The organism is Chryseobacterium sp. G0201 (assembly GCF_003815655.1).
Classification (GTDB): domain Bacteria; phylum Bacteroidota; class Bacteroidia; order Flavobacteriales; family Weeksellaceae; genus Chryseobacterium.
Window position 1 is genome coordinate 3,020,217 of sequence record NZ_CP033917.1, and the last position, 19,573, is coordinate 3,039,789.

Genomic DNA, 19,573 nt, shown 5'->3' on the forward strand with positions numbered 1-19,573 from the left:
ATTACACTAAAAATTGAAAAACACCAATGATTAATTATTGGTGTTTTTGCTTATTATCACAGTGATTAATTTGTAGGCTCAAATTTTTTAATTGCTTCCAATGTAGTTGGAGTAAATAAATTGACCAGATTTCCGTCAGGATCTCTAAATAAGAGAGAATTATTTCCCCAAGGCATTATCGTTGGCTTTTGGACAATATATGGTTCTAAAAAAGTTGTTAATCTATTATATTCTTTTTCTACATCCTCAACCATAAATTCAATAATTGCTGTACGGTTTTTAGCTGCCTAACTACTCTTTCACCACCGAAAAGTAATTATTCTAATAGATACTAAATTCATAATGTTTAATTTTCTGAGACAAAAATAAGTTGCATTTGTGACAATAGTCTGTCAGTAGTCCTTGTTGTGTTTGAATTAATGGTAAATATTTAAAGACATTTCTCTAATATGGACTACCAATATTCTGAAACAAGTTACTAAGGAAAAAATTGATGGAAACCTCGTTCAAAGATAGGTATCTTTAAAAAAGATTTTTTTGTCTATTAGAATTCTAGTTTGAAAGTTTCTTTTCTTGGAAGTTCATCAATTAGGTCTTGAAAATTACTGTCGTCTGGCCGTGGAAAATTAGCATTATAAATCTTTCCTTCACGATCAATAATCATAAACCTTGGAATAGCATTCACACCCAGTTTTGCTAATGCATTTGGATCTTCAACCCACGATTGTTGCACAGGTGTTTTTTTATTTTTTATATCAAGTTTCCATTTGTTCTTATCCTCGTCTATGCTAGCAGATAGAAAAACCATTTTATCGTCATACGCATAATGATTTGCAAAATATTCAAAAACGGGTGTTGTCTCCTTACATGGTCCACACCATGTTGCCCAAAAGTCAATTACAACATATTTTCCTTTAAACTTTGTAAGATTAAATTTCTTGCCACTCTGATCAAAAAATGCAATCGCTGGAAAGGGCTTACCTTTTTGCTGATTGTTAATTACCTGAAGCTGACCGGCAACATACTTTCCATATTTTTTGTCTTTAAACTCACCTACTTTTGAAAGGAATAATTTATTTCTCTGTTGCTCATCCTTAATCAAATCCATCATCTTTATGAGTTGATAAGAAAGAAGCTGATCTCTTTCTAATCCTAAAGGCATTTTTGATATTTTGCTGAACGCTATACTATCGGGGCTTTTAGTCCCTTCTTCAGGTAAAAACCTCTTGATTCTATAATTTTTATATTCCTGAGTGGAAAGCAATATTCCAGATGGTTTTTTTAAAGTGCTTTGCAATTCATTAATAAACTCTTTTGGAGGGACAAATTTTTTATCAATGAAAGATGTCATTTTTTGAAAATCATAAATAGCATTCAGCATATTCACAGCGTTTTTTTGTTGCTGAAATTTTCTGAAATCATCTGCAAAGTAAATATTCTCCTTAGTACGGTAATTAGCAAGATACTTTTCTCCTTCTTTCCACTCAACTTTAGCTTCCCTATAAAACTTTTCAGGTGTATTGGTGAATTGTTTTTGAGGAACTATCCAACTATAAAACTTAGAATTTCTATTACTGTTGGCCGTGATAAATTCGTTTTCTGCCTTTCGGGTTCCTTTCATTATGACTTTAAAATTTTTCGGATCAATTTTGATATCAAACTTCAAATGATCTCCTTTTGACAAAACAAAAATATGCGATTTCTGACCTATGATAATTCGATAATTATTTAACGTGATATTCTTTTTAGATTTCCAAAAAAAATTTCCTTCTTTCACGGGAATTTTTGCAATTGGCTCTTCAATCTCTTGGGAAACTATAGTTATCTCATTTATTTGTTTTGAAGATGCTACAAAGCCTTCAATAATAGTTTCACTAGTTTTTTTCACAGGATAAATAGGTTTCGTAATAAAAAAGTATAGTGCAACAGCAAGTGCAATTCCAAATAAAGTTCGCACAAATGTTTGAGTGTTTTTAATGAAGGCTGTCTTAAATCCACGACAACTGTACCAAACATAGCCGATCAGAAGAAAAACAATCATCCAAAAGATACCCATATATTCAGAATAATTAAAGTAACTGTTTAATTCATAGGAATCAGGATAAGATAGAGTTACATTAATATTATTATATGGCGAAAAATCAAATATCAAAGATCTCTGATTAGCAACTACGTTAAGAACAAGCCCTAAAATGCCTATGACAAAAGGCCATATGAATCCTGAGATTATAATGGAAAGCATCATTTGTAAAGAGATTACCCCTAATGCTACTACAAACAGACGAAGAAATATTTGTATAAGCCAGAGTATATCAATGCTGTAGTCTAGATTCGTTTGGGGAAATATAGCTTGAGTAAGAGAGGCAAAAAAAGCTGTAGAAGCGAAAAATAGTATTTCAGAAATCAGAAATAGCGCAACGACAACAAAAAATTTCCCTGTATAAATACTAAATTTACTTAATGGTTGGGTTTCTAAAAATGTCCAGCCATTATTTTTATGATCTATCTGAGCTACTCTGGTTGCACTTATAATAATAAACAATATTAATAGAAATTCACCATACATACTTAAAAGGGATAGGAAACTTTGATGTATTGCTGATTTTTCAACTCCATTGTATACTCTGCTATCTTCAAATATAATTTTAGTTGCAAATGAGAGAATCGGAGCAATGACTGCAAAAATAACGGCTAAAACAAATAATCCTAGATTTTTAGTTTTCAGCCATTCTGCAGCAAAAGCTGTTTTTATATAATGTAATTCTTTTTTCATTGCTTAGTTTTGTTTAGTAATTTCCATGAACCATTCTTCAAGTCCACCTGCGGCAACAATCTGATAAATTTTTGCGCCAGATTTCACTAAAAGAGTTGTGATTGTGGCGATTTCTTGCTGTGAATTGGTTACGATCAAGATCTCAGTTTCAGATTTTAGTTCTACAGAATATTGATCTTTAAGTAAATCCCTATATTTTTCTGCATCGCTCAGCTGAAATTTAGTTTTCTGGAATTTATAAAGGTTATTTAAATCTTCCTTGCTACCCTCAAATTTTATCTCTCCATGAGAGATTATGCCGAGATGCGTCACCATTTTCTCAATCTCTAATAGAAGGTGACTTGAAATCAAAATCGTTACCCCTCTTTCACGGTTGAGTTTAATAAGCAGTTCACGTACTTCAAGCATTCCCTTTGGATCGAGACCGTTTACTGGCTCGTCTAAAACCAGGAGTTCAGGATCACTGATGAGTGCCAAAGCTATTGCAAGACGTTGTTTCATGCCAAGCGAGTATTTTTTCATCTTAATATGTCGTGCGTGAAAAAGCCCTACTGTTTCTAAAACATCATCAATCTTTACTGTATCTAAATTTCTGATGACGCAGACAATTTTCAGATTGTCATATCCCGACAGATGATCATAAAATGCCGGGTAATCAATCAAACAACCGATGTTTTGTAAAGCCTCAGGATAAATTGAAGAAACATTTCCCCCAAAAACTTTTACCGAATTTGAGTGATCGTTGAAAAGTCCCATGATAAGGCGCATTGTTGTAGATTTTCCGGCGCCGTTCGCACCAAGAAAGCCGTATATTGATCCTTTGGGAACTTTAAGATTCACATTTTTAAGGATAAGCTTTTGACGGGTGAAGCCAAAATTCAAATCCTTAATTTCAATGATATTTTTCATGTCGTTTATTTTTATGATAATCTATAGATTATTCTAAAGCAGTGATTAGTAATATTTAAATTTTCAACGATTTAAATCACACATAATATTTTTTCTCTTATAAGAAAGAATGATGTTTTTGCACAATCAAATCTTTATTTTTGGATAGTGTAAAGAATCTCCAGACAGAACTTTACAAAGTATTGTCATAAAGTAAATTTTTCATTCATGTTTGCGTGATTTTACAAATCGTCAAAATTTGAAGCAAAAATCTCATTCATCTCATTAGAAAACTGCGGAGTATAATTTAACCCAAGAAAGTCTTCTTTTGGTAAGAAATATACTCCACGGATGTCTGTATCTGAGTTTTCGGTTGCGAGCCCGAAAGAACGACTACCGGAGATGGACTGGAAGAGGATCAGTTCACGGGATTTTAGGCTATAGATGGTCGTATTGAATTACTTAAAATAGCGGGATTTCAGAATATCATATTGGGTCAATCCTCTGTGTTCCGGTGAATCTTCTATTTTTTGTTTCCATGAAGAATCTAATTTGTCTAAAATATATCCCAATGCAGCTCCTTTATCATATGATGTTCGTTTTGTCAGTAATTGATGGTAAGCCTTATTGGAAATTATAAGCTCTAATAACTGCGAAAAAGTAAATGATTTACCTTGTTCATTGGTGTTAAAATGTTTGTCTTTGGCAGTAAGATCAGAAAATCTATGTTCTAAGTATTCTGCGGTGCCTTCTATGGCTTCACTGTTCTTTTCAGCGATAAGCTGTGGCCATTTTTTAAGTCTGATATCACGAATTTCAATCCATTGTTTCATGATAGAATCAAGTTTTTTGGTATCTGTGGCTTTTAATCCTTCGTCCAGCAGTTTATATTCTTTTCTCAGGAGATCAAAATTTTCTTTATTGTATGGATAATTTTCTATGTAATCCCCTCCATCTTTATCGTAGATCCACTTTTTTTGGACATAAAGATGAAAGGCTTCATGTAGAGAAAAGTAGTTGAAATCCGGAAAAATAACTTTTTTATCAAATAACTCAGGATAAAATTTAAAAGCCAGCATTTCTTTATTCTCTAATGTTGAATACCTGAAAGCTCCAGGAAAAAAATATTTTAAAGATTCACTTCCTAAATATCTTGCTAAGTAAACGTCTTTCAGATACGGATTGCCTGGAAAATTGATCTTTTTATACTTTTTCGTATTCACCCATTTACTGGTGTTAACTAAGTATATGTATTGGCAGCTGAGTTTTGATTTATCAGACCGAATTAATATTAATGGCTCCTTATTATATTGATATGCCGACGTCCAAAGCTTATCTGCTGATTGATCAAATGTTTTATACTGTAAGGTTAATTCATCAAACATTTTCTGATCGGTTGGGTCTAACTCGGAATAGCTGTCTGGAGAAGGTTTTAACAAGAAATATGCTAAGATGAGAACTGCGATAGTCAAAAAAAAGATCACGAAGTGTCTTCTTTTGACATTTTTTTTTAAAATTGTCATAACTTTTTTTCATTTGTATTTCCGGCAAATTTAAACAATTTATTCTATCTTTTTTTTTCTCTGAATATTTAACTAATACGTATTAGTTCATTTTGTATTTAATATAATAATCATACTAAATTATCAGAATTGAAATCTAATTAAAATCTCTTTATGTGGTTTAAAACATTTATTTTCACCTGTTATAATTCGAATAAAAATGAACATCTTTAATCTCGAGTTGCTAATTTTGTTAGGACACAGTTCTTATACTCTTTAACTTTAAGAGTATGGAAAAGAGTATCTTTAAGTGAACAGCGAGACAATGTATCCTTGGTGGCTCAAGAATTGGGGATTTGCAAAGAAAGTCTAGTCAATTGGAGAAACCTTCACAAAGAAGGTCGGCTTACAAAGGAAAAAAAAATTCCTCCGATCCTATAAGAGAAGAGCTACTGAGGCTTCGAAGGGAACTTGAAGAAACAAAGCTTGAGCGTGACATCTTAAAAAAAGCTGTATGGATCTTCTCGGGGAGAGACGGTGTCCATATCTTTTAAAAGTTTGGCATTTTCTGTAGAAATAATAACGTTATCCTTCAAAAGATTTTCCTTGTACTGCTTTTGAGCTTCAATTGATTGTTGTTCTGTTTTAGAAGATGTATACAAAAATACTATAAAACTTGTAATTAACATAATGAAGGAAGTAGCCCAAACATATAAACTTAATTTAAGCATCTTTATTCTTTTATTGTTCTACACTGCTCTTTCTGTTCTGTCCTTGTAAAAGGAGTTTAAATGACTCAAATCAGGCACTAAACGCAATGTTTTAAGTTCTAATATTTTCAATTCTATTTCTGTATTCTCTTATTCGATTTTTGAGACGGAATTTTCAAACTTGTTTGCAATATTTTCTTGATTTTGTATACCTTCTTTTAATTGCACTAAACTTCGCGAAATTATTTCGGCTAAATGGTTATTAGTATAATCTTCCATCGTATTCTTTGCTTCATGGAAAGTTAGATATTTTTCAGATGTAGAAATATTTCTAAATAAAATTTAGCTTTTTTTATAATTTATAAGATTAATTTTAATAATGTTTATGAATACTTAAAACTAAGCTCCATTATAATGAGGTTCTTGTTTCAAATTTCAGAAAAACAACGGATCCAAAAATTATTTAATTTATTTTTATAAGTATTTGTTTTCAAATACAATTAAGCATAGTTTTTGTACACCCTTATTTGCCAAAATTAGAATCATGTGTTATAATTTCAATTCCAAAGGTGTAAACCTCAAAAAGGCAATGACAGATTTTAATGCTGAAGAAATTGGTACTCCCAATTTCATAATAGGGCAAATCAATGCTTTTAGTAAACAGACAGAACCAACAATTCCTGCAATAGTTAATCATAACGGGATTGTATTAATGCCTACATATTGGGGTACTAAAGAAATAAAAAAACATCCAACCTCTGGCTTAAACTTAAAATCGGAAAAAGCATATTTCGTATTTGAAAATAATACTTTGAAATACTACCTTCAACAAAAATCTCATCATCAAATTCATATTCAACGCATATGCCACCATAACTAAGTAAAAGTTCTTCGCTTATTAGCATAATCTTACTTTTCAATAAATATTTTTTTAAAGCATCAAATAATAAACCATTTAAAGCCAATTTTTAGCATATAATCAATAATATTGGATTATGTGATCCTTTTTTTTTATTTTTTGTGCTTTTTTTTAATAGTTATGCAAAATGTAAATATTTCAATTATTTATTCTACTCTCACTTTAGATAATCGCAACTTTATCAAAATATTTGTTAATGTCTTTCAGTTCAATCACACTAAACTATCTACTATTGTAAATTAAGCTAAAAGATATCCGACCATATACATAACCATCATAAAGGCTTAATCTTATTTTAGCATTTTATTTAAATGAAACTGTTTACATCTTATAATAAAAATGTTCTTCAATACACAGATGATTATAATATCGACAAGCTAAGTTCTGAAATTAAAATGCTTACCTCGATTTTTTCCTACATTCTTAACTCATCTTTAAATGTTCCCCACTTTATATTTAATACGGCGAATCTAAATACAAAACGACAGCAAATACCGCATTTTGTGGTATTTGCTGTCGTTTTGAAAATAATTTTAGCAATATTTCCGTATTTCGGCTTAGTTATCTGGTGGAAGTCGAAGCACAAAAGTTCAGTTTTGCAGCAAGTTCAATCGAAGAACGGAACTTAAATTTATAATTTCTGTCATATTGCCAGACTAATGTTCATGGCAGTATGTGTCTGTCATCGGATTTAAACCTTTTCTACGATTATTTGAATAGATATAGCAAAATGACAAAAGACAATGCTCTAAAAAATAAAGACTTTATTTTTTGATTTATTAAAAAAAATTAGTTAATTACAATAGCTGCCACTTCAATTTCAATAAAAACATCAGCTCTAAACAAACCTTTCACTTCCAAAAGCGTGCTTGTTGGTGGCGTTTCAAGATTGACATACTGGTCTCTTACTTCTCTGTAACTGGCTGTTTGCGTAATATCTGTTATGAAAATTCCCAGTTTTATAATGTCGTTCATACTTGCTCCACAACTTTCTAAAATAGCTTTTACATTTTCGAAAATCTGAACAGTTTGTGTTTTTACATCATTACCCACTAATTCTCCTTTTTGATTAAGAGGAATTTGCCCAGATAGAACTAACATTTTCTGATTTTCCAACGGAATTTCTACAACCTGAGATAAACCTTTAATATGAAATACTTTTTCCGAATTTTTAAATTTTATCATTTTTTTGAATATTTAATGATGCAAATTTCCACTTTAAATAGAATAACAAGATTGCTAAACCTTTCATCTTTAATGACTATTTCTTTCAAGTATTTTTGATAACGATAAAAAATGCCCGCAAGAGTTTTGTAATTTTGAAAAAACTAGAACAATATGAATGTTGTAAAAAAAGTGGAGGATAATAATTTGTATCAAGGAACGCATATCGTGCTAACATCAAATAAAATTGGAACGACTGAAATTTGTAGGCAACAACACAAAACTCCGTTCCATAAAACGAATATGCTCAAAGAACATTTTTTATTATTTTCTGTAGAAGGAACAAATGAATTACAAATTGGGAATCAGCTAATTTCTTTAAAAAAGGGAGAAATGTTGTTGCTTAAAAAGGCAACTTATGTTGAGATTGTAAAAAGGGGCGAAGCAAAAGACAATTTCATGTATGAAAGTGTATCCTTTTCTCTAAAAAAAGATGTTATTCTTGATTTTATTAAGTTAATAGAAATGGATGAATATTCTAAAAATAGCACCTCAGATAATGAAGTTTTAATTCATCCGTACGGAATACGGTTACAAACCTTTTTAGCATCATTAAAATCTTATTTTGATGATAACGAAAGAATTAGAACGGGTTTATATAAGCTTAAAGTACTGGAATTGCTTTATGACCTTTCGGAAGAAAATCCGATATTCTTACAACAATTATTGAATCTTAATCGTAATGAAACCAGAGATTTGATGAATGTTGTAGAAACAAATTATCTCCAATCTTATACTCTTAAAGAATTGGCTTATATTTCAGGACGAAGTTTGTCGGCTTTTCATCGTGAATTTGTTGAATCATTTCAAACTACACCTGGAAAATGGATTCAAGAAAAACGGCTGCAAAAAGCTAAAGAATTAATATTTTCTACTCAATTAACCATTGCAGATATTTGTAATGAGGTAGGATATGAAAATGTTTCACATTTTTCTCGTTTATATAAAACTCATTTTGGATATAATCCTAGCGAAACGAAATCTCGTTAAAATAGTGATTTGAGATATCTTCTTTCCATTAGTTATATTGCTTAAAATTGATTCTAACCTTCATATTTATGCGTTGCATCGATATGATTTGTACAACTGTCGTAAAATAATTTATGATACAAATAAAATTTATTATGATTGTTTTTGAATACCAAGAAAGCCTCTAGTGAAGTAAAATTGAAATCCTAACTTGCAAAAGTTAGATTTTTTTATTTGCCATTTCTTTTATTTCTTCATTATTATTATGATCATTTTGTGAGATTTATAAATGATCGTTCGTGAGATTATTTTTAAAAATTGGAAGAAGTTATTTGAATAAAATGTTTACTTTTTTTCTCAATTTATTTTCTAAGTTAACTTCTTTTCTAATTTCTAAAACCGTTTATAAAAGAGGTTTTAGAATCCTGTAATCAGCAAAATTAATGTTTTCATCACTTTCATAATTATTAGTTTAAGTGAAAAATAAACTAATACATTTTAGTTAAATCTTTAGAAAAAAAAAGCGAAGGATAAATTGTTTAAATTTGCCGGAAATACAAATGAAAAAAAGTTATGACAATTTTAAAAAAAAATGTCAAAAGAAGACACTTCGTGATCTTTTTTTTGACTATCGCAGTTCCCATTTTAGCATATTTCTTATTAAAAAAACCTTTTCCTGACAGCTATTCCAAGTTAGACCCAACCGATCAGAAAATGTTTGATGAATTAACCTTACAGTATAAAACATTTGATCAATCAGCAGATAAGCTTTGGACGTCGGCATATCAATATAATAAGGAGCCACTAATATTAATTCGGTCTGATAAATCCAAATACAGCTGTCACTACATATACTTAATTAACACCAGTAAATGGGTGGATACGAAAAAGTATAAAAAGATCAATTTTCCAGGCAATCCGTATCTGAAAGACGTTTACTTAGCAAGATATTTGGGAAGTGAATCTGTAAAATATTTAATTCCTGGAGCTTTCAGGTATTCAACATTAGAGAATAAAGAAATGCTGGCTTTTAAATTTTATCCTGAGTTATTTGATAAAAAAATTATTTTCCCCGATTTCAACTACTTTTCTCTTCATGAGGCCTTTCATCTTTATGTCCAAAAAAAGTGGATCTACGATAAAGATGGAGGAGATTACATAGAAAATTATCCATACAATAAAGAAAATTTTAATCTACTAAGAAAAGAATATAAACTGCTGGATGAAGGATTAAAAACTACGGATACCAAAAAACTTGATTCTATCATGAAGCAATGGGTTGAAATTCGTGATATCAGACTTAAAAAATGGCCGCAGCTAATCGCTGAAAAAAACAGTGAAGCCATAGAAGGCACCGCAGAATACTTAGAACACAGATATTCTGATCTTACTGCCAAAGACAAACATTTTAACACCAATGAACAAGGTAAATCATTTACTTTTTCACAAGTCTTAGAACATATCATTAAAAACAAGCCTTATCATGAGTATCTGGCAAGACAAGCATCGTATGATAAAGGAGCAGCATTGGGATATATTTTAGACAAATTAGATCCTTCATGGAAACAAAAAATAGAAGATTCACCGAAACACAGAGGATTGACCCAATATGATATTCTGAAATCCCGCTATTTTAAGTAATTCAATACGACCATCTACAGCCTAAAATCCCGTGAACTGATCCTCTTCCAGTCCATCTCCGGAAGCCGCTCTTTCGGACTGGTGACGGAAGACTCGGACACAGATATTCGCGGAGTATATTTTACCAAAAGAAGAATTTTTTGGTTTAAATTATATTTCGCAGATTTCTAATGATACGATTGATATTTCGTACTATGAGATCGGGAGGATTGTCGAATTATTACAGAAATAATCCAAATATTCTAGAAATGCTGGCAATTCCGGAAAGCCTGTATTCAAAATGAAAATCTGTTGATGGGTTTGCTGAAACCTAAAGATTTTTTTTCAAATTATGCAAATATGCTTTTGCAGGTATGCGATTTCATAAATCTAAAAACCAAAAGGACTCAATAAAAAAAATTAAATATTATTGATAAAGGAAAAAAATAGATCCTTGATTTCGGTGAAATAGATGCTAATTTTGTTTTATACTAAGTATATACTAATGAGCGAAAAAGTATTGATTATTATCGATATACAGAATGAATATTTTGAAAAAGGAAATCTTACATTGACCAATCCAGTTGACGCAAATCTGAACGCAGTTAAAGTTCTTACGCATTTCAGAGCGAAAAGTTACCAGTTGTACACATACAACATCAATCGGCTGATCCGGTATCGTCCTTGTAATTTAGGTGAAGATTATAATCTTCCTTTCTCACAAACTCCAGATTATCAATATACGCGCTTCTACATTACACACCTTCCGGATGATGAATGATAATATAGCATTATTATAATTATATCAAAGTGGTACTGCCCTTACTGCAAATGATTGGATGTTTGTAAGAAGTACTTTTTTTGAATAAAATTTAAATACAATTGGCCAAGTGAAACTCAATCTGCGGACATAACATGACCGACATTAATAAGCTTCCAAATGACAAGCTTAGGAAACGCCCATTATTTTGTATACAAAGGAGATCGTTTTAAAATATATTCCAATGGGGCGGTATATGATCCATCTGTTGTTGTCCAAAAGGCTTTATGGCTATTGTTATAAATACTGGCATTGTTATCCATGTAGATTTGTAAAGTCACTTTAACATCGTATTGCTGCGAACTGTCACTAATCGACGAGGAAATACCTTTTGCTTTGACCTTGTCTCCATCTCCTTTAATAGTTGTATTGCTGTTGCCAAAGGTCGAACTGGACAAGTATCCTTTTGTCTGGCTTATTGTGCCTTCTATAATATATTCTGTGCCTAAAATATCGCAGAGGTTTTTCATTGTAAAACCCATTATTTTCTCGCGGGTTACACCTGCCTGAATTAAGGCTGCGTTAGCCGTTCGAGGATCAATAATTTTATAACCTGACGAATGTTGTGAAAGGAAATCATACACATCTTGTTGTGCTTTAATTCCTATTTCTTCCGCACCTTGTTGGTTGTCCAGTAGGAAGGTGAACGGAAGGATGGCAATACGGTTATGATGTTCGGTTGAACTGGCTACCATTGATATGGGATCTTTCTGACGCAATTGTGCTGTTTGATTTTGAACAAAATCTTCCACCCTCCCGCTAGAATGGGTAATTTTAGCAACATCAATCTTTTTAATCACATACTCTGCAGTTTCCCCACTATAGATAAACGTGATTTCGTTATCCGTGATCCGTAGAATTTTGCCTTTGAGTATTTCTCCACTGTTTTTTTGAAGGATATCTTCTTTACTAGTCTGATTTCCTTGAGCAAAAGTTTCGGTTGAAAAGAAAGCAAAAAAAATGATAATGTAAAATTTCATAATATGATTGTTTAATCAAAAATAGTAATTTTAATTCTTTTAAAACAGCTTATCAATAATAATTTAATTATAACAAGCCAATTCTTTTAATACATAAAATCCAGTGTAATAATAAATTTTCTTCTGACTTTTCCTTCGTTTAATGTCTATGAGAGGGTAAGCTGTTTATTTTTTTACGTCTACAGCATAGAATCATAAAACAAAAATTACTGGTAGTACTGCTGTAATTTATCGTTGAATGCCAGTTGGATACTACGGACTGTTTAATTATACTAGTACATTAGAAAGTTTGCTTTACAAATATCTTTTGAAAGGATCTTAATAACTATATTTGTTAATATACTCGCGACACATGTTTACTGATGATAATATTGACCGAAAGAAAGAAATTACTGAAAGATATCTAGCTTTTTTAGATAAACATATTGATGATGTGCTTAAACATCGTGTTTCTGAATTTATGGAGCTTAATAAAATAGCTTCTGAGTTAGCAATTTCCCACAATCATCTTAACGGATACTGTAAAAAATGAGCTGGGTAACCACCCCTGTCATTTTTATGATTTGAAAATTATTGAAAAAGCAAAGCTGATGCTAGTAACATCAAATTCTTCTACGAAGGTTGCAGAAGCACTAACTACTTATAATCCTTCAAATTTTTCTTAGTTCTTTAAAAAATGGACCAGCATGACTGATTGATAAGAATAAAAGAACAAAAGGAATTACGAAATTCTCACAACTTCCGAAAAGTTCACCATGTAAATATGGTTTTTATTGTTGATTTTTGTAAATGTTAATAATAAAAATATACAACTATGTCAACACACGATGTTAAAGGAAAAGTAGTTTTAATTGCCGGTGGAGGTAAAAATTTAGGAGGATTACTAAGCAAAGATTTTGCAGCAAAAGGGGCAAAACTAGCCATACATTACAACAGCGAAAGTTCTAAAGCTGAAAGTGAAAAAACTTTGGATGAGGTTCAGGCTTTGGGTGCTGAAGCATTTTTATTTCAAGGTGATCTAACCCAAGTAGAAAATATCACCAAATTTTTTGATGAAGCCATGGCTAGATTCGGAGGCATCGATATTGCCATAAACACGGTTGGGATGGTGTTGAAAAAACCATTTACAGAAACAACTGAAGAAGAATATGATTTGATGTTCGGCATCAATTCAAAATCAGCATATTTCTTTTTGCAGGAAGCTGGTAAAAAAGTGAATGATAACGGTAAAGTCTGTACCATAGTTACTTCATTATTAGCAGCTTATACAGGCTTGTATTCGACTTATGCGGGTGCAAAAGCTCCAGTAGAGCATTTCACAAGAGCAGCTTCTAAGGAATTCGGAGGTAGAGGGATTTCAGTAACAGCAGTTGCTCCCGGTCCTATGGATACACCTTTCTTCTACGGACAGGAAAGTGCTGATGCAGTAGCATATCACAAATCCGCTTCAGCTTTAGGAGGTCTTACTGACATCAAAGATATTGCTCCATTAGTGGAGTTTTTAGTAACTGACGGATGGTGGATCACAGGGCAGACTATTTTTGCAAACGGTGGCTATACAACCAGATAATTGATTAAAAACCAGTTGTTATTTATTTAACATCTGGTTTTTTCATTTTCAACATCTATCTTAAAATAATGAACGAACAAAATAATGTAATCAGAAAACAGCCCAAGCATACTTTCCCTAAGAAAAAGGTTTTGTGTTTGGTTTCCAATGCAGCACAACTCCACGGGATGGAGGTTGGATTTTTTGCCGAAGAAATGACAAGACCATTCTTCGATTTCATCAATGCGGGTTATGACGTAGATGTTGCTTCTCCAAAAGGCGGAAAAGTAGTATTTGATGGACATAGCAATCCAGAAAACCCAAAAGGAGCTTATCCAAATGATTTAATAAGCATAGGTTTTGTTCATCATACTACATTTGGAAAATGGATGGAAAACACATTTTCTATTGCGGATATCAACGTTGCCGATTATGATGCAGTTTGTGTGTCGGGTGGTGGAGCTCCATTGATCAATTTTATAGATGATTTAGAACTACATAAATTAATAGCAGATTTCTATGAAGCAGGGAAAATAACTTGTTTAATTTGCCACGGAACATCTTTGCTATTATGGACGAAATTGAGCGACGGGACACTTCTCGCAGATGGAAAGACCTGGACAGGATTTGCTGATAGCGAAGAAAATATGATTAATGAAATGTTTGGAATGACGGTAAATGATTATACCATCGAAACAGAAGCCCGTAAAAATCCAAACACCAATTTTGAAGTAGCTGGCCCGTTAGAGCCCTTTGCAATCAGAGATGGAAGATTAATTACCGCACAACAACAGCACAGTAGCTTTTTGGCATCTCAATTAGTTATTGAAGCTTTATCAGAATAAGCTGTTTTTTCAATGAAAACGGGAAATAGAATATTATCTGTTTTTCGTTTTCTTTTTATCCTGCCTGTATTTGGAAAACACAAATGAAATTAAAAACTAAATATCCGAAACTCTTACAAACACTTGCACTAACTGTGTTTTTTACTTTTTCGATGCAATTTTTTAAGGCTCAAGATATTGATGGTGTGAGTTCCTTTTTGGTGGCCGGTGAGTATGGATATTCCTAAAAACAATAAATTACTTATTTATGGCGGTTTTAGCCCTACCGATCATGTAAAGGCACTTTTGGTTTTGCCAAGTTTTAGAATAAATAAAATACTTAACGCTTACACCTGGCTATACCCATGTAAATGTGGATTTGGAAAAAGACAGTACACTCGTAGAAAACCAACTATTGGCAATGGCTACGCTATCTTTTCCGATTGCAAAAAACTGGACTATCGCAGATAGGAACACCTATTTTCATAGATTTAGGAGTAATGCAGATGATCTTTCCTTTTACAGAAACCGATTGGGAGTAATTCACAAGACTGAAATTTTTAAAAAGCAGGTAAGCATTTTTTTACACGACGAAGTATATCTGAGTTTGGATAACGGACAGTTTACACGCAACCGTGTTATTTTAGGTGGAGATATAAAACTCATAAAATGGCTTACTCCACAGGTAATGTTGATGTACCGGAGCGATAAAGCAACAGGAAACAAAATTTTAGGCTGGCTGGTTTTTACGATTCCATTGGAAAATTTCGGACTTTTTAAATAGCTACGATACAGAATTATCATTCAGAAATTTAAACCATTAAACAAAAAAATATGAATAAGTACCAATCACTTTTCGACACACAAAAAAAGTTTTTCTATAACGATGTTTCCAAAACCTATGAGTGGAGGATGGATCAACTCAACAGGTTGGAAAAAATGCTTACTGAAAATCAGGAAACCTTTTGCCAGGCTCTGAAAACAGATTTTAATAAACCTCCATTTGAGCAGCTGTTCGAAATTACAGTTCCATTAGGAAATATAAAATACTACAAGGAAAATCTTAAACAATTAATGACTCCCGAGCTGGTTTCCATACCAAAAGGATTGGAAGAAACCGGGAACAGAGGGGTTATTTACAAAGAACCTTTTGGGGTAACTTTGGTCATTGGCCCATTCAATGCGCCGATTTTATTGTTGCTCGACCCTGCCATAGCAGCTTTGGCAGCGGGAAATCCTGTTATTCTTAAACCTGCAAATACAACACCTACCGTTGCAGCTCTTTTTCAGGATCTTATTCCAAAATATTTTGAACCTGAAGCTGTAAATATTGTTACCGGAGGAAGAGAGGAAATCACGACATTATTAGAGCTGCCTTTCGATTTTATTTTCTTTACAGGAAGTTCTGCTGTTGGCAAAGTAGTCATGCGCGCTGCTGCTGAAAATCTTACACCAATAGTTTTGGAATTAGGCGGTCAAAACCCGACCGTGGTTGATGAAACTGCCAATCTTGATATTGCTGCAGATCGCATTGCTTGGGGACATTTGGCGATTTCCGGTCAGTGGTGTATTGCTCCGGGTTATGTATATATACACGAAAGTATTGCCGACGAATTTCTGGATAAACTGAAAGCATCTGTTATAAAAATGTATGGCGAAGACCCAAGTCAAAGCCCTGATTTTGCAAGGATGATCAGTGAACACGATACCGAAAGGGTAGCTTCTTATATCATCCCCGAAAAAGTAGTTTTAGGGGGAAGATATGACGTAAAAGCCAGATATGTTGAGCCAACTATTTTATATCCGAGCACTTGGGAAGATCCCGCCATGCAACAGGAAATTTTCGGACCAGTTTTTCCGATTTTGGTGTACAACGATCTAAAAGAAATTGTAGAGATCATTAAGCGTAAACCAAAATCTTTGGCAGCTTATTTCTTCAGCAAAAATCAGGCGAATATCGATTATTTCTTAAATTCGGTTTCTTTTGGCGGTGGATGCATCAACCAGACCAATCTGCATTGCTGGATAGACAGTCTGCCTTTTGGCGGTGTTGGCTATGCCGGAATGGGCAAATATTATGGCAAGGCCGGTTTTGATACTTTAAGTAATACAAAAGCGATGTTGATAGGAAATCCCGATTTGGAACTAGACGTTTTTCCACCGTATGAAGGCAAGGATATTACGAAAAATTTAAGTGTTTTTGGGTGAGAAAATATAAAAGTAGAAACCATCGATCTGATTCTAAAAGCAATTCTATAAACTAAAAATATGATACTAAAAATTATTAATTCAGTGTTAATGCTTGTTGCCATATTTATGGGCTTGAAACAGGGGTGGGCAATGTTTTCTGGAAAACCGGAAATGATAGAAATGTTTGGCAAATGGAACATCAATAAAACGGGTTTAATGGTCATCGGAGCTGCAACAATGTTGAGTGCCTTGCTGATTATTTTTCCGAAAACCTTTGTTTGGGGCAATTTTTTAATGGCAGCCGGTATTTTATTAATTATCTGCTTTCATCTGTTTGACAAAGATTTGAAAGGCGTGGCAATAGAATTGCCATTTCTTTTGCTGAATCTAATAATTATTTATTTACAGCATCCACTTAAAAACGGCTCATTATAAACAGTAAATTTTCAATGATGAAAACATTTCCGATGATTACTGTTCTTGCTGTTAGTCTTTCGCTTACGGCCTGTGGACAATCAAAAACTCAAAAAACAGAAAAAACAACAATTAAAAAAATACAAAAAATGGATACGAACAAACTTACAAACAAAACTGTAAAAGCCGCTTTCGATGCTTGGCAAAATGGTGACAGCAAAACATTTCTATCAAATTTTACTGCAGATGCAAAACTGTATGATGACGGCAGTCCCCGCAACTTTCAAAATTTTATAAAAGAAGCCTGTGGACACGAAAGATTTACCAGCATAGAAAAGGTGGAAAATGAAGGAAAAGATATTACCGGAAATTTCCACACAGAAAGCTGGGGCGATTTCAAAACCTATTTTAAGTTTAGCATTAATGGTGATGGTAAATTTGACAGATTAGATATTGGGCAGGCTGAATAGTTTAAGTTCTTACATCTATTCTAATTCGATGAATGAAACAATAGCTTTTTTTCAAAGTAAAAAATACGAATTATTGCTTTTTGCACTGATTCAACACCTGTTCATAGGTGTTTTTCTTACTGATCTCGATTTCTATACCCGGATTGTATGGCCGATCAACATGCTGATATTGGGACTGGGAAGCATTTTTATATTTACTGGCAAACACAGTTGGAGACATTGGCTCAGGAACCTTCACTTTATTGTCGTACTGCTTTTGCCCATCGGTATTCCGGCTTTTAAAGATGTAGCTTGGTATTTTACTTTCCTTAATATTAATTATGTTATTTTTTTTGTATTTCTGTTTTTAGAGTTGCTTCGCTTTTTATTGAAGCCCGGATATATTAATAGTGATATTATTTCGGCATCAGCATGTGGTTATTTTTTATTGATAGAGATCTCGGTTTTCTTATTGCAAACATTCGAATATTATAATCCTTTGTCTTTTAAAGGAATAGATACTTCTTCGCCAGCGGGTATATTTACAGATCTGGTCTATTTTTGCTCTATAACGTTTACCAGTATTGGTTTTGGAGACATTACGCCCAATCACCACATTACCAAACTTGTTACAGCGTTTATTGGAGTTACAGGGCAATTTTACACGGTCGTTTTGGTGGGGATATTAATAAGTAAATTCTCTTCAAAAAATTAAATTTATATGAATATAAGTTCTCATTACAAACTCAGGCATTTTATTCCCTGGACAAGAGTTAAGATTTATAAAATGTTGATATTAAGTATAATTCCGACGCTTCTGTTTTATTTTCTTGATTGGAAATGGCTGGCGATTCCTTGGGTTCCGGTGGCCTTGTTGGGAACAGCGACTGCGTTTATTTCCGGGTTCAAGAATACTCAGACTTACAACCGTACATGGGAAGCGCGACAGGTTTATGGAGCCATTATCAATAACAGTCGAGCCTTTGGGATCATGACAAAAGATTTTATCCGTTCAGAAGATAAAGTCCTTGAAAAACAATTACATCAACAGATTATTCACCGTCATTTTGCGTGGCTTACTGCATTGCGTTTTCAGCTTAGAGAAATTAAAAGCTGGGAAAATATAAAAACAAAAAGTTACAACCGTGAATATCTCAAATATTACAAAGTACCTGAATGGGAAAGTAATTTGGATGAAGAACTAAATAGCTTTCTCAGTAAAGAAGAGTTTCAATATATTTTATCAACAAAAAACCAGGCAACGCAAATCATTGCTTTACAATCTTCTGAGCTAAAAAAACTTAACGAAGAAGGCAATATATCAGATTACAATTATATTGCTCTGGAAAATCAGCTAAAAGAATTGTATGACCAGCAGGGAAAATGCGAACGTATCAAAAATTTCCCTTATCCTAGGCAGTTTTCGAGCATCAATTTGTATTTCACTAATCTGTTTTGTATCCTGTTACCATTTGGTTTCCTTAGTGAATTTTCAAAACTTGTCGAAAAATTTGGTGAAAATATTATCTGGCTTACTATTCCTTTTAGTATGATTTTAGGTTGGGTTTTCTTGGTTTTAGAACAAATAGGCGAAAGTACAGAAAATCCTTTTGAAGGAAATGCCAACGATATTCCTGTTACACAGATAAGCAGAAATATAGAAATTGATTTAAGGGAAATGCTGGGCGAAAAAGATTTGCCACCAGCGATCGCTGCACAGAATAATATTTTAATGTAAATAA

The 19,573-nt window shown here is 32.7% G+C and carries 21 protein-coding genes and 1 pseudogene; 14 read left to right on the forward strand and 8 right to left on the reverse strand.

Annotated elements, in window-relative coordinates:
- Nucleotides 1–65: 65 nt before the first annotated feature.
- From EG348_RS13655 to EG348_RS13680, 6 genes and pseudogenes are all read right to left on the reverse strand, one after another.
- Nucleotides 66–254, reverse strand: coding sequence for a VOC family protein (locus EG348_RS13655; RefSeq protein WP_228414746.1), 189 nt, complete (start codon nucleotides 252–254; stop codon nucleotides 66–68).
- A 290-nt stretch (nucleotides 255–544) separates the two neighbouring features.
- Complete coding sequence (locus EG348_RS13660; protein WP_123983574.1) at nucleotides 545–2,773, reverse strand: redoxin family protein; 2,229 nt, start codon at nucleotides 2,771–2,773, stop codon at nucleotides 545–547.
- Nucleotides 2,774–2,776: 3 nt separating this feature from the next.
- Nucleotides 2,777–3,682, reverse strand: a complete 906-nt coding sequence (locus EG348_RS13665) for an ABC transporter ATP-binding protein (protein WP_123983575.1) — start codon at nucleotides 3,680–3,682, stop codon at nucleotides 2,777–2,779.
- Between the two features lie 248 nt (nucleotides 3,683–3,930).
- Nucleotides 3,931–4,107, reverse strand: a pseudogene (locus EG348_RS13670) (DNA polymerase beta superfamily protein); the annotation flags it as partial.
- Nucleotides 4,108–4,119: 12 nt separating this feature from the next.
- A complete protein-coding gene (locus tag EG348_RS13675) occupies nucleotides 4,120–5,184 on the reverse strand; it encodes a hypothetical protein (protein ID WP_123983576.1) in 1,065 nt (354 codons plus the stop codon).
- 479 nt (nucleotides 5,185–5,663) lie between these two features.
- The gene (locus EG348_RS13680) at nucleotides 5,664–5,894 is read right to left on the reverse strand and encodes a hypothetical protein (RefSeq protein WP_123983577.1); all 231 of its coding nucleotides are present in this window, start codon (nucleotides 5,892–5,894) and stop codon (nucleotides 5,664–5,666) included.
- Between the two features lie 523 nt (nucleotides 5,895–6,417).
- Here EG348_RS13680 and EG348_RS13685 point away from each other — a divergent pair.
- Complete coding sequence (locus EG348_RS13685) at nucleotides 6,418–6,753, forward strand: hypothetical protein (RefSeq protein ID WP_123983578.1); 336 nt, start codon at nucleotides 6,418–6,420, stop codon at nucleotides 6,751–6,753.
- A 350-nt stretch (nucleotides 6,754–7,103) separates the two neighbouring features.
- A complete protein-coding gene (locus EG348_RS13690; protein ID WP_123983579.1) occupies nucleotides 7,104–7,421 on the forward strand; it encodes a hypothetical protein in 318 nt (105 codons plus the stop codon).
- 160 nt (nucleotides 7,422–7,581) lie between these two features.
- On the opposite strand, the gene EG348_RS13695 is transcribed toward EG348_RS13690, so the two are convergent.
- A complete protein-coding gene (locus EG348_RS13695) occupies nucleotides 7,582–7,977 on the reverse strand; it encodes a RidA family protein (RefSeq protein WP_123983580.1) in 396 nt (131 codons plus the stop codon).
- A 153-nt stretch (nucleotides 7,978–8,130) separates the two neighbouring features.
- Here EG348_RS13695 and EG348_RS13700 point away from each other — a divergent pair, with 153 nt between their 5' ends.
- The 4 genes from EG348_RS13700 (at nucleotide 8,131) to EG348_RS13715 (ending at nucleotide 11,386) form a co-directional block, all read left to right on the forward strand.
- Nucleotides 8,131–9,006: a helix-turn-helix domain-containing protein gene (locus EG348_RS13700; protein WP_123983581.1), complete on the forward strand. Its 876-nt coding sequence runs from the start codon at nucleotides 8,131–8,133 to the stop codon at nucleotides 9,004–9,006.
- A 552-nt stretch (nucleotides 9,007–9,558) separates the two neighbouring features.
- Nucleotides 9,559–10,626, forward strand: coding sequence for a hypothetical protein (locus EG348_RS13705; protein ID WP_123983582.1), 1,068 nt, complete (start codon nucleotides 9,559–9,561; stop codon nucleotides 10,624–10,626).
- Nucleotides 10,627–10,707: 81 nt separating this feature from the next.
- Complete coding sequence (locus EG348_RS21900; protein WP_262696682.1) at nucleotides 10,708–10,797, forward strand: hypothetical protein; 90 nt, start codon at nucleotides 10,708–10,710, stop codon at nucleotides 10,795–10,797.
- 313 nt (nucleotides 10,798–11,110) lie between these two features.
- Nucleotides 11,111–11,386: a hypothetical protein gene (locus EG348_RS13715; protein WP_123983583.1), complete on the forward strand. Its 276-nt coding sequence runs from the start codon at nucleotides 11,111–11,113 to the stop codon at nucleotides 11,384–11,386.
- Nucleotides 11,387–11,568: 182 nt separating this feature from the next.
- On the opposite strand, the gene EG348_RS13720 is transcribed toward EG348_RS13715, so the two are convergent.
- Entirely contained in the window at nucleotides 11,569–12,405 is an 837-nt protein-coding gene (locus EG348_RS13720) for a hypothetical protein (protein WP_123983584.1), read from the reverse strand.
- A gap of 814 nt (nucleotides 12,406–13,219) precedes the next feature.
- On the opposite strand from EG348_RS13720, the gene EG348_RS13730 reads away from it, so the two are divergent.
- The 8 genes from EG348_RS13730 (at nucleotide 13,220) to EG348_RS13765 (ending at nucleotide 19,569) form a co-directional block, all read left to right on the forward strand.
- A complete protein-coding gene (locus tag EG348_RS13730; RefSeq protein WP_123983585.1) occupies nucleotides 13,220–13,975 on the forward strand; it encodes an SDR family oxidoreductase in 756 nt (251 codons plus the stop codon).
- A gap of 68 nt (nucleotides 13,976–14,043) precedes the next feature.
- Nucleotides 14,044–14,799: a type 1 glutamine amidotransferase domain-containing protein gene (locus EG348_RS13735; RefSeq protein WP_123983586.1), complete on the forward strand. Its 756-nt coding sequence runs from the start codon at nucleotides 14,044–14,046 to the stop codon at nucleotides 14,797–14,799.
- A 352-nt stretch (nucleotides 14,800–15,151) separates the two neighbouring features.
- Nucleotides 15,152–15,562, forward strand: a complete 411-nt coding sequence (locus tag EG348_RS13740) for a DUF2490 domain-containing protein (protein ID WP_164463297.1) — start codon at nucleotides 15,152–15,154, stop codon at nucleotides 15,560–15,562.
- Between the two features lie 50 nt (nucleotides 15,563–15,612).
- Nucleotides 15,613–16,986 (forward strand): aldehyde dehydrogenase family protein, encoded by a 1,374-nt coding sequence (locus EG348_RS13745; protein ID WP_123983588.1) that lies wholly within the window; start codon nucleotides 15,613–15,615, stop codon nucleotides 16,984–16,986.
- A gap of 60 nt (nucleotides 16,987–17,046) precedes the next feature.
- Nucleotides 17,047–17,403 carry a DoxX family protein gene (locus tag EG348_RS13750; RefSeq protein WP_123983589.1) on the forward strand — a complete coding sequence of 119 codons (357 nt, stop codon included), beginning with the start codon at nucleotides 17,047–17,049 and terminating at the stop codon, nucleotides 17,401–17,403.
- Between the two features lie 14 nt (nucleotides 17,404–17,417).
- Nucleotides 17,418–17,852, forward strand: a complete 435-nt coding sequence (locus EG348_RS13755; RefSeq protein ID WP_228414747.1) for a hypothetical protein — start codon at nucleotides 17,418–17,420, stop codon at nucleotides 17,850–17,852.
- A gap of 28 nt (nucleotides 17,853–17,880) precedes the next feature.
- On the forward strand, nucleotides 17,881–18,546 hold the full coding sequence (locus tag EG348_RS13760; protein ID WP_123983590.1) for a potassium channel family protein: 666 nt from the start codon (nucleotides 17,881–17,883) through the stop codon (nucleotides 18,544–18,546).
- A 6-nt stretch (nucleotides 18,547–18,552) separates the two neighbouring features.
- Nucleotides 18,553–19,569 (forward strand): bestrophin family protein, encoded by a 1,017-nt coding sequence (locus EG348_RS13765; protein WP_123983591.1) that lies wholly within the window; start codon nucleotides 18,553–18,555, stop codon nucleotides 19,567–19,569.
- Nucleotides 19,570–19,573 lie beyond the last annotated feature (4 nt).